17 protein-coding genes are annotated in these 15,772 nt (G+C 60.1%); 16 read left to right on the forward strand and 1 reads right to left on the reverse strand.

The genetic code is table 11. The features are described 5' to 3' along the window. Window positions 1-114 precede the first annotated feature (114 nt). The 15 genes from AA309_RS15665 (at window position 115) to AA309_RS15730 (ending at window position 13,890) form a co-directional block, all read left to right on the forward strand. Complete coding sequence (locus AA309_RS15665; RefSeq protein ID WP_047189970.1) at window positions 115-1,554, forward strand: pyruvate dehydrogenase complex E1 component subunit beta; 1,440 nt, start codon at window positions 115-117, stop codon at window positions 1,552-1,554. A gap of 4 nt (window positions 1,555-1,558) precedes the next feature. After that, window positions 1,559-1,855: a DUF5076 domain-containing protein gene (locus AA309_RS15670; RefSeq protein WP_047189971.1), complete on the forward strand. Its 297-nt coding sequence runs from the start codon at window positions 1,559-1,561 to the stop codon at window positions 1,853-1,855. Window positions 1,856-1,878: 23 nt separating this feature from the next. Beyond that, window positions 1,879-3,300: a pyruvate dehydrogenase complex dihydrolipoamide acetyltransferase gene (locus AA309_RS15675; protein ID WP_047189972.1), complete on the forward strand. Its 1,422-nt coding sequence runs from the start codon at window positions 1,879-1,881 to the stop codon at window positions 3,298-3,300. A 104-nt stretch (window positions 3,301-3,404) separates the two neighbouring features. After that, window positions 3,405-4,844 carry a dihydrolipoyl dehydrogenase gene (lpdA, locus tag AA309_RS15680; RefSeq protein WP_047190000.1) on the forward strand — a complete coding sequence of 480 codons (1,440 nt, stop codon included), beginning with the start codon at window positions 3,405-3,407 and terminating at the stop codon, window positions 4,842-4,844. A 1,005-nt stretch (window positions 4,845-5,849) separates the two neighbouring features. Then, window positions 5,850-6,920, forward strand: a complete 1,071-nt coding sequence (locus AA309_RS15685; protein ID WP_052954755.1) for a sugar-transfer associated ATP-grasp domain-containing protein — start codon at window positions 5,850-5,852, stop codon at window positions 6,918-6,920. 366 nt (window positions 6,921-7,286) lie between these two features. After that, window positions 7,287-7,631 (forward strand): hypothetical protein, encoded by a 345-nt coding sequence (locus tag AA309_RS15690; protein ID WP_244470377.1) that lies wholly within the window; start codon window positions 7,287-7,289, stop codon window positions 7,629-7,631. 540 nt (window positions 7,632-8,171) lie between these two features. Continuing rightward, a complete protein-coding gene (locus tag AA309_RS15695) occupies window positions 8,172-8,495 on the forward strand; it encodes a hypothetical protein (RefSeq protein WP_150117594.1) in 324 nt (107 codons plus the stop codon). 73 nt (window positions 8,496-8,568) lie between these two features. After that, window positions 8,569-8,859: a DUF6894 family protein gene (locus AA309_RS37730; protein ID WP_425286885.1), complete on the forward strand. Its 291-nt coding sequence runs from the start codon at window positions 8,569-8,571 to the stop codon at window positions 8,857-8,859. A 193-nt stretch (window positions 8,860-9,052) separates the two neighbouring features. After that, window positions 9,053-9,379, forward strand: a complete 327-nt coding sequence (locus tag AA309_RS15700) for a hypothetical protein (protein WP_047190003.1) — start codon at window positions 9,053-9,055, stop codon at window positions 9,377-9,379. Window positions 9,380-9,494: 115 nt separating this feature from the next. Then, on the forward strand, window positions 9,495-10,358 hold the full coding sequence (locus AA309_RS32090) for a calcium-binding protein (protein WP_052954756.1): 864 nt from the start codon (window positions 9,495-9,497) through the stop codon (window positions 10,356-10,358). Between the two features lie 152 nt (window positions 10,359-10,510). Continuing rightward, the gene (locus AA309_RS15710; RefSeq protein WP_047189974.1) at window positions 10,511-10,714 is read left to right on the forward strand and encodes a hypothetical protein; all 204 of its coding nucleotides are present in this window, start codon (window positions 10,511-10,513) and stop codon (window positions 10,712-10,714) included. A gap of 69 nt (window positions 10,715-10,783) precedes the next feature. Continuing rightward, a complete protein-coding gene (locus AA309_RS15715) occupies window positions 10,784-11,236 on the forward strand; it encodes a GFA family protein (protein WP_047189975.1) in 453 nt (150 codons plus the stop codon). A gap of 119 nt (window positions 11,237-11,355) precedes the next feature. Beyond that, window positions 11,356-12,471 carry an SRPBCC family protein gene (locus tag AA309_RS15720; RefSeq protein WP_052954757.1) on the forward strand — a complete coding sequence of 372 codons (1,116 nt, stop codon included), beginning with the start codon at window positions 11,356-11,358 and terminating at the stop codon, window positions 12,469-12,471. Window positions 12,472-12,473: 2 nt separating this feature from the next. Next, window positions 12,474-13,019: a c-type cytochrome gene (locus AA309_RS15725; protein ID WP_047190006.1), complete on the forward strand. Its 546-nt coding sequence runs from the start codon at window positions 12,474-12,476 to the stop codon at window positions 13,017-13,019. A 13-nt stretch (window positions 13,020-13,032) separates the two neighbouring features. Then, complete coding sequence (locus AA309_RS15730) at window positions 13,033-13,890, forward strand: GNAT family N-acetyltransferase (protein ID WP_047189976.1); 858 nt, start codon at window positions 13,033-13,035, stop codon at window positions 13,888-13,890. Between the two features lie 230 nt (window positions 13,891-14,120). Here AA309_RS15730 and AA309_RS15735 read toward each other — a convergent pair whose 3' ends face one another. After that, window positions 14,121-14,408 carry a GIY-YIG nuclease family protein gene (locus AA309_RS15735; protein ID WP_047189977.1) on the reverse strand — a complete coding sequence of 96 codons (288 nt, stop codon included), beginning with the start codon at window positions 14,406-14,408 and terminating at the stop codon, window positions 14,121-14,123. 512 nt (window positions 14,409-14,920) lie between these two features. Between AA309_RS15735 and AA309_RS15740 the strand changes: the two genes are divergently transcribed. Next, window positions 14,921-15,388, forward strand: a complete 468-nt coding sequence (locus tag AA309_RS15740; protein WP_047189978.1) for a cache domain-containing protein — start codon at window positions 14,921-14,923, stop codon at window positions 15,386-15,388. Window positions 15,389-15,772: the final 384 nt, after the last annotated feature.

Here is a 15,772-nt window from a genome sequence, read left to right on the forward strand (position 1 = left end):
GATCCCGAGCCCGACGTGGCCGAGCTCTACACGGATATCCTTCTCTAAGTCTCGGCGGCGCGTCCTGCGCCGCTCCCGAACTTTCGCCGCAGCGACAATCAACACGAGTCTTTCATGGCGACCGATATTCTCATGCCCGCCCTCTCGCCCACCATGGAGCAGGGCAAACTGGCCAAGTGGCTGAAAAAGGAAGGCGACAAGGTCAAGCCCGGTGACGTGCTGGCCGAAATCGAAACCGACAAGGCGACCATGGAGGTCGAGGCGATCGATGAAGGAATCCTCGCCAAGATCCTGGTTTCCGACGGCACCGACAATGTGGCCGTGAACACGCCCATCGCCATTCTGGCCGGCGAGGGTGAGGACGTTTCGACAGCAGCCGCAAAGGCACCTTCTGCTCCTGCTCCGGCCGCGCAGCCTGCGCCGACTCCGGACATGCAGGCTGAAGGCATGGCCGATCGCCCGGCTCCCGCAGAGCGTCCGCAGCAGACGGATCTCTCGATGCCGTCTGCTCCGTCAGTGATCACGAACCGCACGGCCTACAACGCCATGGCCGAAATTCCGGAAGGCACGGAACTGGTCAACATGACCGTCCGTGAAGCTCTCCGCGACGCCATGGCCGAAGAGATGCGCAAGGACGACGCCGTCTTCGTCATGGGTGAAGAGGTGGCCGAGTATCAGGGCGCCTACAAGGTCACTCAAGGATTGCTGCAGGAATTCGGCGCGAAGCGCGTGATCGATACGCCGATCACCGAGCACGGCTTTGCCGGCGTCGGCGTCGGCGCGGCGTTTACGGGCCTCAGGCCCATCGTCGAGTTCATGACCTTCAACTTCGCCATGCAGGCGATCGACCAGATCATCAACTCGGCGGCGAAGACGCTCTACATGTCCGGCGGTCAGCTGGGCTGCCCCATCGTGTTCCGTGGTCCGAACGGCGCTGCGGCCCGCGTGGCGGCGCAGCACAGCCAGGACTACTCGGCCTGGTATTCGCAGGTCCCCGGCCTGAAGGTGGTTGCACCCTACACCGCATCCGACGCGAAGGGCCTTCTCAAGAGCGCCATCCGCGATTCGAACCCGGTGATCTTCCTCGAGAACGAGATTCTCTACGGACAATCCTTCCCGGTGCCGAAGCTGGACGACTTCACCGTGCCGCTCGGCAAGGCGCGCATCCACCGCGAGGGCAAGGACGTCACCATCGTGTCCTTCTCCATCGGCATGACCTATGCGCTGAAAGCGGCGCAGGAACTGGAGAAGGAAGGAATTGACGCGGAGGTGATCGATCTGCGCACCATCCGTCCCATGGACACCGAAACCATCGTCGCTTCCGTCATGAAGACGGGCCGTTGCGTGACGGTGGAAGAAGGCTGGCCGCAATCGGGCGTCGGTGCGGAGATCGCGATGCGCATCATGGAGAACGCGTTCGATTATCTCGACGCGCCCGTGGTTCGCGTGACCGGCAAGGACGTGCCGATGCCGTATGCCTCGAATCTCGAAAAGCTGGCGCTCCCGTCGGTGGCCGAGGTCGTGCAGGCCGCGAAGGCCGTTTGCTATAGGTGAGATCATGACAGAGCGGAAATTCGAAGCTCTCAACGTGCCGCCTGATGCGCTCGAAAAGGGCGGCATCGAGATTTTGAGGGCTTCGGTGGTCGACGGGGCGGTGAGCATCGCGCTGCGCCGCGCCTTCGACGATCCGTTCACCTGGGGCGTGCTCCTGATGGATCTCGCCCGTCACGCCGCGCGCGTCTACGCCATGGAAACCGACCTCTCGGAGGAGGAGGCCCTGGCGGAGATCGTTTCAGGCATTCAAGCCGAGCTGGACAATCCGAGCGATCCCGGCTCCTCGCAAGCCGTCAACTAATCCAGATCAGGATCCAATACGCCATGCCCATCAATATCCTGATGCCCGCACTTTCTCCCACCATGGAAAAGGGCAACCTTGCCAAGTGGCTGAAGAAGGAAGGCGATACGGTGAAATCCGGCGACGTGATCGCCGAGATCGAAACCGACAAGGCCACCATGGAAGTGGAGGCGGTGGACGAAGGCGTCCTCGCCAGGATTGTCGTCCCGGAAGGCACGGCGGACGTGCCCGTCAACCAGGTGATCGCGCTGATTGCCGGTGAAGGCGAGGACCCGAAGAGCATCACGGCTCCCGCCGCAGGCGGTGCTGGAGCTCCCACTCCTGCACCCGCGCCGAAGGCTGAAGCGGCGCCGGCTCCCGCTGCCGCTCCCGCACCGCAGGCGAATGCCGTTCCTGGCGATGCGTCCGCTCACATGGCTTATGCCCGCGTCGATCAGGCTCCGGCCGGTCCCGCTCAAGGAGCGAAGCCGAATGGGGCAGGGCAGCAAGTGATTGGCAACCGCGTGTTCGCCTCGCCGCTCGCCAAGCGCATCGCGAAGGATGCCGGCATCGACATCGCATCGATCCGGGGCTCCGGTCCGCATGGCCGCATCGTCGAGAAGGACGTGCGCGCGACTCTTCAGGGTGGTGCGAAACCTGCCGCCGGCCCTGCTGCCGGCGCTCCCGCTCCGAAGCCTGCAGCTGCGCCGCAGTTGGCTCCGAGCATGGGCGCCGATCAGGTCAAGGCCATGTTCGGGGCCGGAACCTACGAGGAAGTGCCGCTCGACGGCATGCGCAAGACCATCGCAAAACGCCTCGTGGAATCGAAGCAGACGGTGCCGCACTTCTACCTGTCGCTCGACTGCGAGCTCGACGCGCTCATGGCCCTGCGCGAGCAGATCAATGCCGCGGCGGGCAAGGACAAGGACGGCAAACCCGCCTACAAGCTCTCGGTCAACGACTTCGTCATCAAGGCGCTGGCCATCGCGCTCCAGCGCGTACCGGCGGCGAACGCCGTGTGGGCTGAAGATCGCATCCTGAAGATGAAGCATTCGGATGTCGGCGTGGCGGTTGCTATCGAGGGAGGTCTGTTCACGCCGGTCGTGCGCAAGGCCGAGCAGAAGACGCTCACCGCCATCTCGGCCGAGGTGAAGGACATGGCGGGCCGCGCCCGCAACCGTCGCCTGAAGCCCGAGGAATACACCGGCGGCTCCACCGCCGTGTCCAACCTTGGCATGTACGGCATCAAGGACTTCCAGGCCGTCATCAACCCGCCGCACGGCACGATCCTCGCCGTCGGCGCGGGCGAGAGTCGAGTGGTCGTGAAGAACGGCGCTCCCGCCGTCGTGCAGGCCATGACCGTGACGCTCTCCTGCGATCACCGCGTTGTCGACGGCGCGCTGGGCGCTGAGCTTCTCGCGGCATTCAAGCAGCTCATCGAGAGCCCGATGGGGATGCTCGTCTAACACACATCGGCATGGCCGGCCTCGTGCCGGCCATCCACGAACCCATTTCATCGGCCCAGCGCAAGAGCAATGCACGGGCCAACCCGGGCATGACGGGGGACACCATGGCAAACCAATACGACATCATCGTCATCGGCGGCGGGCCGGGGGGCTATGTGGCCGCGATCCGCGCGGCGCAGCTCGGGTTCAAGACAGCGGTCGTGGAGCGCGAGCATCTGGGCGGCATCTGCCTCAACTGGGGCTGCATCCCGACCAAGGCGCTGCTGCGCTCGGCGGAAATCTATCATTACATGGAGCATGCCAAGGATTACGGCCTCTCGGCGCAGGGCATCGGCTTCGACGCTGCCGCCATCGTGCAGCGCTCTCGCGGCGTGTCGGGCCGTCTCAACGGCGGCGTGGGCATGTTGCTCAAAAAGAACAAGGTCGATGTGATCTGGGGCGAGGCGGCCATCTCCAAGCCCGGCGAAGTCGTGGTCACCGCCACGAAGAAGCCTGCCATGCAGCCGCAGACAGCCGCACCCAAGGGCATCCTCGAGCCCGGCACGTATCAGACGAAGCACATCATCGTTGCCACCGGCGCGCGTCCGCGCGTTCTCCCCGGCATCGAGCCGGACGGCAAGCTGATCTGGACGTATTTCGAAGCCATGGTTCCGCAGGCCATGCCGAAGTCGCTGCTTGTCATGGGCTCGGGCGCCATCGGCATGGAATTCGCCTCCTTCTACCGCACGCTCGGCGCGGAAGTGACCGTGGTCGAGGTGTTGCCGCAGATCCTGCCCGTCGAGGATACCGAGATCGCAACGCTTGCCCGCAAGCGCTTCGAGAAGCAGGGTATGAAGATCTTCAGCGGCGCGAAGGTCACGAAGGTGGAGAAGGGTGCCAACTCCGTCACTGCCACCATCGATGACGGCAAGGGCGGCACGCAGACGATCACCGCCGAGCGGATGATCTCGGCGGTCGGCGTCGTCGGCAACATCGAGAATCTCGGCCTCGAGAAGATCGGCGTGAAGATCGAGCGCGGCGTTATCGTCACGGACGGTCTGGGCCGCACCAACGTGCCCGGCATCTACGCCATCGGCGACGTGGCAGGCGCGCCCATGCTCGCGCACAAGGCCGAGCACGAGGGCGTGATCTGCGTCGAGACCATCAAGGGCCTGCACACGCACGCCATGGACAAGGCCAAGATCCCCGGCTGCACCTATTGCAATCCGCAGATCGCGTCGGTTGGCCTCACCGAGGCCAAGGCGAAGGAGCAGGGCTACGATATCCGCGTCGGTCGCTTCCCCTTCGTGGGCAACGGCAAGGCCATTGCGCTGGGCGAGCCGGACGGCCTCGTGAAGACGATCTTCGACAAGAAGACGGGACAGCTCCTCGGCGCCCACATGGTCGGTGCGGAAGTGACCGAGCTGATCCAGGGCTTCGTGATCGCCATGAACCTGGAGACCACGGAGGAGGACCTGATCCACGCCGTCTTCCCGCACCCGACCCTCTCGGAGACGATGCACGAGAGCGTCATGGATGCCTATGGACGCGTGATCCACATCTAGCCAAACGCTAGCCGAAAACCTCGCGCTACCAAGCTGTTGCAGCTCGATTCTATGGCGACCGATCAACCTGGTTCACGGGTTCGTCGGTCGTTCTATTTTAAGCGCAGGCGAGACGAAGTGCGCCGAGATTGTGCCGGCAGAGGCCGAAGGTCACCGCAAGGTGGAACAGGTCTGAATACAGGTTGAGCGATTGGCTCAGCTATTTTTGCAGAAAATTTTCAAAGGAGGGCACCCTCACTGCATCGAGGTAGGACGCTGCTCCTTTCACGATCTGTAAGGATACTTGAATTGACCAGCCGGCAGAGAAGGGACGACACTGATCTTCGTTGGGGCGTCATCGGTCCTCCCTCTACGAAACTGGGGTTCCCTATGGGGAGCCTCTTTTGTTTATCCAGGACTGCATCGCGTCCGGCCAAGGTTGGCCATCAACTTCCAGCGTGAAGGCTAGGAGCCACTGCCGGGCATAGTCTCAGACAGTTGTCGTGGCTGCTCATTTGCAGTGATTTTCTGTCGAGAGAACGGTTGTCCAACAAACATAAAAACCGTGACAACCCGAACATAGGGCACCTCGTCGGTCGCAGGATGGAAACCGCAGCGAGTCCGAGCATCCTCTTCGACTCCTCGGTGTCACGGGCGTTTTCAGGTGTCAGCCTTCTCACTACCCCTTTTGCGAGATTGCCGCCCGATTGATTATGGACGCATCCTCGACCAACCAGATCAAGGCTGATTTTCAGTCGAACATGCAATCATCGCACCAGGAGAGTTCGAAAGAACCAGTGCGAGCGATGCGCCAGTGAACTGGAGATGGGGGAGCAGCGAAAACCGCCCTGCTTCCATGATGAAGTGCGCCCGCTCGTCACCGTGCTTAACGCCTCGGAGTTCCCCATCACGTTCGAACGGCAGCGCAGACGATCCGCGCTTAGAGCTGTTCACTGTTGATGGCGGTCGAAGGTTGGGGTCCTCAAGCGAAAAATCAACTCAATCGCGGCATGGGAGGACTAAGCTATGTTCAAGGAGCAGCTGAAGACGTTTGTCAAAGCCAAGCTTCGCGCGCATGAACTTCGTCATTATCACGCGGGGCACAATGCAAGGGCGGCCGCTACCTATCGCACCGTCGTGTCCCAGGACCCATCCCGGGCACTTAGCGCAACTCAGCAGCGGATCATTCGAGATTATAGCAAGGATGTTCTAGGCGATTTCGCGTTTGCAACCTGGCTCGAAACCTACACTGCCTATCGCGGGAAGTTCCTGGAAGGCTGGATTCCCCTTAATTATTATACATGTGTCCTTGTGCCGAGCTGGACCCGTTACCACGACATTGATGCAAAGATCAGTACGCGCCGCATACTCGGCTCCGAACAGATCCCTGACATTGCCTATCATTTCAACGGTTTCTGGTTAGATCACGACTACCGAGAGATCTCGCCGCGCAACTTGAGAGATCTCGTGTTCGCTCATGCCGATGCTGTTTTCGCAAAATTGGACCGTTCTTCACAGGGGCGCGGCGTCTGGAAGATCAAGAACACCGAATTCGATCCGGAGAAACTGGCTCACATGGGTGACCTCGTCCTGCAGTCGCCCATCCAACAACATCCGTTTTATGATCGATTTTCCTCAGAGAGCGTTGCGACGCTGCGTATCACAACGGTGAAAGAGCCCGGGAGACCGGCGCTCATGAAAGCTTCGACTCTGCGCGTTGCTCGGCACGGCGCCGAGATTGTGCGTTCGGATGCGTCCATCCGCGTCCCGATTATCGACGATCAATGGACCCTCAGTGAGCGCGGCGCGGATTCTGGCTGGGCGTCTCTTGCGGCGCACCCGGACAGTGGATCCACGTTCGCGGGAGCGGTCGTTCCTGGATTCGAGCGTGCCGTCGCTCTGTGCCAGAAGCTTCACGATCAGAGCCCGGTTTCGATGCTGATCGGCTGGGACATCGCGATCGACCGGTCGGAAGCCCCCGTTCTGATGGAATGGAACCAGGGCAGGGCTGATGTGAAGTTTCACGAGGCTGCCATTGGGCCATGCTTCAAGGGGCTGGGCTCGGAAGAGGTATGGAAAAGCACGCCGCCCGAATGAGACGGTGCACGAGGTCGCCATGGGTGCCTATGGACGCGTGATCCAGATCCAGACGAGACTGCCCGTTCACAACCCGCAATGCCGATCGGTTGCGACTTGAGCTGTCAGGGCCGGGCAATCAGAAAGGTTGCCCGGTCGTTTTCTCTTGAGTGTCAGCGAGGCGAGGTAGGCCAGGATTGTGCTGATACAAAGGGAGGGCAACCCCATGGGAGCGGGGCTGAACTCAGGTCGAGCGATAGGCTCAGAAATTTTTACAGGAGAGGGTGACCGGCGCTGAGATCCTCCACCGCCCGGGGTAGCGACTGTCGGTGTGGGGCAATCCTTGACGATCGGCCTTGCGTTGCCAGTTCAAATCTGGGCGCGACCGTGCGTGCCAGCCTTGTTATAGCGGCGATCGGCATGAAGAGGCTGAGTCTGATTGTCGGCATCACAGCTTTGCTACAGACCGGGGCCTTCGCCCAACCGAGGCCACTGACGACCGGGATGACCTGTCATCAAACCAAGTCGCTCGTCACCGGCAGCGGTGCCATCGTCCTGAGTACAGGGCAGCACACCTATGATCGCTATGTCAGAAGCCAAGCCTTCTGCTTGCAAACCGAGTTCGCCCAGCCAGCCTGGGTGCCAACGGCTGATATTCCGCAATGCTTTGTCGGCTATACCTGCGTGGACGAGATGCCTTTGTCTTCACGTTCGGGAAGACTGCTTAATTGATCATCACCCTGAGCAGAGGAGCAAGGCTGTCTGAGCTGACATCACCGGTCCTCCCCATAAAATTGAGATTCTCTGGTAGAAGCCTTTTTCTTGGCGTCAGCGGTACACATTATGGTCAAGGTCTCGGTTAGGCTTCACGTGCTGACGTGGAGGATCTTGCCATGAAAACCCTTAGCACCCCGCTCTTCTTGGTTGTGTCAGCCGCTATCCTCGTACCGATCCTGACTGTGTTGACCTACATTGCAAGCGTGCTGGTCTCAGCTTTGATGCTCCCCTGAGGCTTCCGCTGCGTCCCCACATTTCGAATGGTATTTTATTGCATAAGCCGTGGGAGGTATCACTGATGCGGAAGCAGAGGCACCTTGCCCGCAGTGGATGAAACAGCTTGGGCCTTGGTCACATCTTCCATGCTCCTGAAGGAGTTGCCTACCTCAAAATAGTCTCAGCGACAGGTTCTCTTTTTTTACCTATGTGAAGGTGTCTGTGCTGAGGCGGAGCGAGGCTGCTTTTCCTGCAGATTTGGAGAACAGCCATGGGGATGTGACCGGGCTCGTTTGCTTTCATGCCCTTCATGAGGCGAATTGTGATTTAGAGAAGGCTCGCCTCAGGTATCGGCTCGCTGCTCATGCCCTGAGAACGATCCGTGAGAGATTGGATCAGGCTTTAGAACAGGCTTATCAACAGCAGTCATTTGGTCCTCTTGGAAACTTGTTCGATGAGGAAGAGACGACGTTGGCAGTCTATGAAAAGGCTTCTGCCAATGTTGCCGAGGCTGAAGAGCGGTGGTGTATGATCAGAGCCGCCTTGGCCTACGAGAAGGAGCTGATGCGGGCAGGACCACTGTCTCTCAAGCGTCTGAACTGATTCCAAGGACCAGGGGATGTAATCCTCAAGAGTACGATACTGGCTCGGCTTCATTGGTTAACGTATTGAAGCCATGCCCAATTATGATCTTTACGTTCGTACCCAATCTCGTCGTACGAAGTATCCGAGGCGCTTGAACCTACCGAGTGTTGAAGCGGCGCATGAGGTTGCATTGAGGCTGGCCCGGATCCTCGTCGAGGGGCGATCATGCTGGGAGGGCTTGGCTATTGCGGCTTGTGACGACTTTACGGTCGAGGCTGCCGACGAGACTGGTCAGATTGTTCTGACGGTTCCCGGAAGATGGATGTGGGCGCATCTTGTCCAGGCTCAGGTTCGCTCAAGTCACAATCGTCCCAGGGCTTAGAGTGGGCTCGACATCTGATCTTAAGCGAGAGAAGAGGCAGATTGTGCTGCCCGTGACCTCGATCTCCGAGAAGGATGGCTTGCGTCTGATACTCCGGTCGGCCTGATTTCAATCCTTGACGGCCAACTCGCCGAGGCCAGTCTAATCATGTACGTGATCTTGTCTGCCGATGCTCCGGAATGGGGTGATCGCCATGAAGACAGTGAGCTTGACGCTCGTCGCCGCAATCTCGTTCGCCACCGGAGCTTTTGCTCAATCGAGGCCGCTGACTCTCGGGATGAGCTGCGGCCAGGCGCAATTCCTCGTTGCTAATCGTGGAGCGGTCGTTCTGAGTACCGGACAGAACACTTTTGACCGCTATGTGAGCAGCCAGGCCTCCTGCCTGTCAGGCGAGTTCACGCGGCCAGCCTGGGTGCCGACGGCCGATACCCCGCAGTGCTTCATCGGATACACCTGCGTGGCGAGTCCGCCGGACGTCGGATGGCTTTCTCTGCCCGATCAGCAGGGCTCGTTCAACTGAGTTGCTGATATTGCGAGCGGAGCTCGAAGAACGACCACTCGGAGTAAGCATTCAGCACGATCTTGAAGGGTCCGAAACCCCGCTTTAGCTTGGCTGTAAGCAAGGGGGATCGTGAATGGCTGTTTTTGATTTATCGAATGCTGCGGGTTTCGGCTTCGACATGTCGGGCACGAACAGTGCTGGATGGTCGTTCGTGACGGATGATCCGAGCGTCACGGAAGAGCTTGTTTACGACGATGGATCATTCGCCATCTTCGATGTTTATGGAAGCTATGTCATCGATCAGTATGGCGTCAGCTATTCGACGGACGGCTATAACATCGTCGTCTACGATGTGCTGTTTCGGTATCAAGGCACCGACATTCTCTCCATTGAGAACTTGAACCTGTATACGACGGTCAGTGACCTGGAGGCCGGTGCCTGGTTCGTCAGGTTGAACGGTGCAAGCGACATCTTTTACGGCAACGACTACCGCGATGTGATCAAGGGCGGGTATGGCAACGATGCCCTCGTCGGATATGCCGGAAACGATATGCTCTATGGTGAGTACGGCAACGACAAGCTGTATGGCGGATATGACCGAGACCTCTTGAACGGGGGAACCCATAACGACTACCTGCACGGTGGTTACGGCATCGATACCCTGACAGGCGGCTCTGGAAGCGACCAGTTCGTATTCGATTCGAGGGCAAGCTCCCTGAACTACGACGTCATTACCGATTTCAACCCAGTCTACGATACGATCCGGGTCGACAATGCGGTCTTCACGAGAGCCGGGCCTAACGGATACCTTGCCCCCGGTGCGTTCTGGAAAAGCACGACCGGCAGAGCGCACGATTCGACCGACCGCTTCATCTACGACACGGATGGCGGGCAGCTCTATTACGACTCGAATGGCAGCGGGGCTGGTGGGGTGGTCAAGATCGCACAATTGAAGGCGGGCTTGGCGGTGACCTACAAGGATATCGTCGTCATCTGATCCTGCTCGAGACCGGGCTGGCCGGGCTTGCCCGGCCATGAGTGTTTCCACGATTTAAGGAATCCCGCCAAGGAATCCCGCCAAGGAATCCCGCCAAGGAACCTTGCCCGGCGGCATCTCTTTTCCACCATACAAGCTGTATGGAGCGTGAGATGCAGCGCCTTCTCTCAAGCCTTGTCCTCCTCCTGACTTCAACCTTGGCTTATGCGCAGCAAAGCGTGCCGTCCGTCCCGTCCGCCGAAGAAGCCGGGACACGCGGCGATGCATGGCTGTTTCCCTTGATCGCGATTGCCGTCGTGGTCGTCGCCATCGGTGTGTACTTCTTCATCAGACGGGGAGGGCGCGTGCGGATGTGACCTCGCGGCATTGACGCGTTTCTCACGCCGCCACAGACTTCGCCGACTGCAAGGCAAGGGAGGAAGCCGATGGCGGAGGATGAAGCCGTGGAAGGTCAATGCCGATGCGGGCAGGTCCGGTTTCGGGTGAAGAACAAGCCCGTCATCACCATGGCCTGCCATTGCACGGGCTGCCAGCGCATGACCGCGAGCGCGTTTTCGTTGAGCGCGCTCTATACCAGCGACGCTTTCGAGGTGGTGCAGGGCGAGCCCGTCGTCGGCGGGCTTCATGGCGCCACACGTCACTTCTTCTGCCCGCATTGCATGAGTTGGCTGTTCACGCGGCCCGAGGGCCTCGACGATTTCGTCAATGTTCGCGCCACGATGCTCGACAACGTGAAAGACTTCACGCCCTTCGTTGAAACCTGCACCAGCGAGGCGCTGCCCTGGGCGAAGACGCCCGCCGTGCACAGCTTCGAGAAATTCCCGCCGATGGAGCGCTATCCGGAGCTGGTGGAAGAGTTTGCGCGAAAGACCACCTGATCCTCCGCGTCGTCTCGTAAGACGACACTCACGAACAGCTATGTGAGCAGGGTCACAGATGCTGCGGGAGAAACGGCGTATTGAGGAAGGTGCATTCAGCCCGGAGGAGGAATGCACCCATGGCAGCGGTTGCCGATACGCAACGCTCGAGACTTAGCCGATGCTATCGCCTGACGGGCCTGAGTGGGGTCCTGATCCTCACCATCGGCCTTCTCCGGAGCGTCACGGCCGTGCCGCAGCCCGCGACGGCCGTTCCTCCGCAGACGCTGCAGGAGACCGGTCTCTACGCGGATGTCGCAACCCTGCGGGTCGATCCCAACCACCTGGCCTTTTCACCGCAATATCCGCTCTGGAGCGACGGAGCCACCAAGCGTCGCTGGATCTCGCTGCCGCCGGGCTCCGTCATCGACGGCTCGAACCCCGATTCCCTCGTCTTTCCCGTCGGTACGCGGTTCTGGAAGGAATTCTCGTTCAACGGCCAGCGCGTCGAGACACGCTACCTGGAGCGCCGGGCTGACGGGCAGTGGCTTTATGCAGCCTATGCCTGGAGCGCGGATGGCCGCGAGGCACAGCTCGTTTCACCCAGAGGCAAGCGCGGTGCCTACGCTCTCGCAGGCGGGAGAACGCACACTATTCCGGGTGTCAACGACTGCAAGGCATGTCACCAAGGAGTTCCCTCCGAGGTATTGGGATTCAGTACTCTTCAGCTGTCGCCGGATCGCGATCTCCATGCGCCGAACGCCGAGCCGAAGCCCGACCAGGGCGTCGATCTCAAAGACCTCGTCGCTCGCGGCCTGCTCGTCGGCCTCCCGAAATCAGTGCTGGAAACGCCGCCTCGCATCAAGGCCGCGTCCTCCACGGAGCGCGCGGCGCTTGGCTACATGCACGGCAATTGCGGCCATTGCCACAACCCGCAAGGCCCGTTGCAGAATGTCGGTCTCTTCCTGCGCCAGAGCGTCGAAGCCACCGATCAGCCGGCCATCGCGACCACGGTCAATCACGCGGTCAAGAAGCCGGCTCCCGGCCAGTCGCCCGATGCGGTCAACCGCGTCGAACCGGGGTACCCCGAACGCAGCGCCCTCATGCAGCGCGTCTCGTCCCGTTATTCCGCCTTGCAGATGCCGCCATTGGGGACTGAACTCGTGAACGATGAAGCTGTGGCGTTGCTGTATCGCTGGGTAGCCGAAAAAGGCGAACCCCGCAAAGAGGCTCACCTCGATCACGAAGGACGATGACGATGCGCCGTGTTCTCCCTCTGCTGACGATGGCCTTGCTGGTGCAAGGGCCCGCGCTTGCTCAAGACGATAAGGGCGCGCAGGTGAAGCGCGGCGAATATCTCGTGACGGTCGGCGGCTGCAACGATTGCCATACACCCTGGATCATAGGCTCGAATGGCCCCGAGCCTGACATGAAGCGCATGCTCTCGGGCCACCCGCAGGATCTCGTCATCAAAGCTCCGGCCAATGTTTCCGAACCCTGGGGCGGCGCCGTGACGCCCACATCGACCGGCTGGTCGGGCCCCTGGGGCGTGAGCTTCGCCGCCAATCTCACGCCCGATCCGGAAACCGGCGTGCTGCGCGATTTCACGGAGCAGCAATTCATCCAGACCATGCGCACGGGACGGCACCAGGGTCAGGGCCGCCAGATCCTTCCGCCGATGCCGTGGCCGAATTACGGGCAGATGACCGAAGACGACCTGAAGGCCGTCTTCGCCTATCTCCGCCAGGTCCCGCCGGTAAAGAACAAGGTGCCCGATCCGCTGCCGCCAATGGCGCAGCGGTGAGACAGGAAGCACGATGACGCAAGCAGACCCCTCCGAACTGTCGATCTGCATCATGACCCGCGATGACCTGGACAGGGCCATCGACTGGGCCTCGGCCGAAGGCTGGAACCCCGGCCTCAAGGATGCCGACTGCTTCATGACCGTCGATCGAACAGGCTTCCTGGTCGGTTGCCTCGGCGACGAACCGATCGCCTCCATCTCGGTCGTTCGGTACTCCGGCGCGTTCGGCTTTCTCGGCTTCTACATCGTCCGGCCGGATCAGCGCGGATGCGGTTTCGGCTATCGCCTCTGGCAGGCCGGTATGGATTATCTCGAGGACCGCACAATAGGCCTGGATGGCGTTGTGGCGCAGCAGGAGAATTATGCCCGGTCTGGATTCGTGCTGGCGCATCGCAACGTGCGCTATGGCGGAAGCCCGCAGATCGATACGCCTTCGGACACGCGCCTGCGGCAGGTAACCCCGGAGATCATCGACGCCGTCCTGGCCTACGACCGGCCGTTCTTCGCAGCACCCCGCGAGGCCTTTCTGCGCTGCTGGCTTCAGCCCGATACGCGCACGGCCATGGCCTTGGTCGAAGATGGGAATGTGAGGGGCTACGGCGTCATGCGCGCCTGCCGAAGCGGCTACAAGATCGGACCGCTCTTCGCCGACGGTGAACGCGAAGCCGATCTGTTGTTCCAAGCCCTCGCATCGCAGGCAAAGGGCGCATCCGTGTTCCTGGATCTGCCTGAGCCGAACCAGGCTGCCATCCGGCTTGCCGCGCAATACAACCTGTCACCCGTTTTCGAGACGGCCCGGATGTATCGCGGTGAAAAGCCGGACCTGCCGCTTTCCCGAACGTATGGAATTACGACCTTCGAATTGGGCTGACAGTTTTCGTTGGTGGAAGTGATCAGGTGACCCCGCAGACAGGTCACTCCCGCAGGTGGTCAATGGACTTTGCATCGATGAAACCCTCCACCGTCATCCCGCGGAGGCGGGGATCCATAACCACGACATGATGAGGAAAGGTATAGCGGCACCCGCTCACTTCATTCTGCACCGCTAGCGGATATGGATTCCCGCCTCCGCGGGAATGACAGTGTTGAGGTTCCTGTGCCTCACTGGTTGAGCGCCAAATACAAATCCTCCCACTCGGGATTCATCTCTTCGCTCAACCGAATCTTCCAATCCCGCCGCCATTTCTTAAGCGCCTTCTCTCGCGCGATGGCCTCGGCGATGCGCGCATAGCTTTCATACCAGACGAGACGCGTCACATCGTATTGGGCTGTAAAGCCGGGATCGCCCTTTGATCGATGTTCGCTCATCCTGCGCGCCAGATCATTGGTTACGCCGATGTAAAGTGTGCCATGACGGCGACTGGCGAGCATGTAGACGTGGTATGTCATTCACAATATCTAAAAGTTTACGCTAATAGAGTACAATGTATTTAGCAATAAAGGGGGGTGATGAGCGAGAAACGTCTCTGGCAGCATTTGAGCGCCTCAAACTGTTTGCCTTGTTCACAAAACATCATGGTTTCTCAGAAGAAGGAGAATGGCGGGTTGTTGACAACAGCGAGAGAGATGGGGAAGGCAAACTCAAATCTATGTTGCACTACCTGAATGGTCCCCGTGGAATAGAGCCTAAATTGAAACTTAAGATAGAGCCTCTCAAAGGCGTTATTCCTCCAGGCTTCTCACTCAGCACAATAGTATCAGCAATCCTTCTTGGGCCTAGTACCTCATCGCCCCTCGCATTTAGAGCCCGTTCCGAAAAGGTGTTAGGTTCTGGGAGTGGGGCGCGGCCGTGCGAACGAATAGACGCTCGGTGCAAGTTTGAGTAACCTACCGTCAGCCGTAACCAATCCGTCTGATCCGACCGCACGGCCGTGCGCGCGCACAAGGGGAGGAGAATCCCAATGCTTCGACCCACGATGATAGGTGCTCTTGCACTTTGCGCCTTTGCAGCGTCTGCCGTTGTGTATGCCCAGACCGCCCAGTTCGGCACGGCGGAGGAAGCTCGGGCCCTGCTCGACAGGGCTGTCGCAAGTATGAAGCCAGATCCGGCCAATACGATTGCCCAGATCAACAAAGGTGAAGGGGGGTTCAAAGACCGCGATCTCTACGTGTTCTGCTATGCCGATGACAAGGTTGTCGCCCACGGAAATGACCCCACGCGGGTCGGCTTGCCAACAAAAGACCTGAAGGACACGACTGGAAAGTTGTATGGCGAGGAAATGCTCAGGGTTGCACAAGAGGGCAAGATCGCGGAAGTCAGTTACATGTTTCCACGCCCCGGACCTGATACGACGCCGGTGTCAAAAGTTGCGCTCGTGACCAAGGTGGCTGATCACGTGTGTGCGGTAGGATACTACAAGCAGGACTAGGGCCTGTTAGAGTCCGTCCCGTAATCATGAGTGCCGTCCCAAGCGGCGGACGAGGAGCATGACGGACGCGGCACAGCGGCACCCGCTCACCTCATTCTACACCGCCAGTGGATACGGATTCCCGCCTCCGCGGGAATGACAGTGTTGAGGTTCCTGTGTTTTCCGCCATCTGCGCTGCAGCCCTCGCGTCATGGCATGGCCGGGCTTGTCCCGGCCATCTCCGACTTGGGAACCTCGGCGGCTTGAAGACGTGGATCCCCGGGCCAAGCCCGGGGATGACGAGAGAGGCTGTGGAAGCAGCAAGTTCTTTGTTTGTTCTTGACAATGTTCCTAACATTGGCTATATCTGGTGGTGTCCTGACCTGCCGAGGGGCGCGCTCGCGA

The organism is Microvirga vignae, assembly GCF_001017175.1.
GTDB classification, from domain to species: Bacteria; Pseudomonadota; Alphaproteobacteria; order Rhizobiales; family Beijerinckiaceae; genus Microvirga; species Microvirga vignae.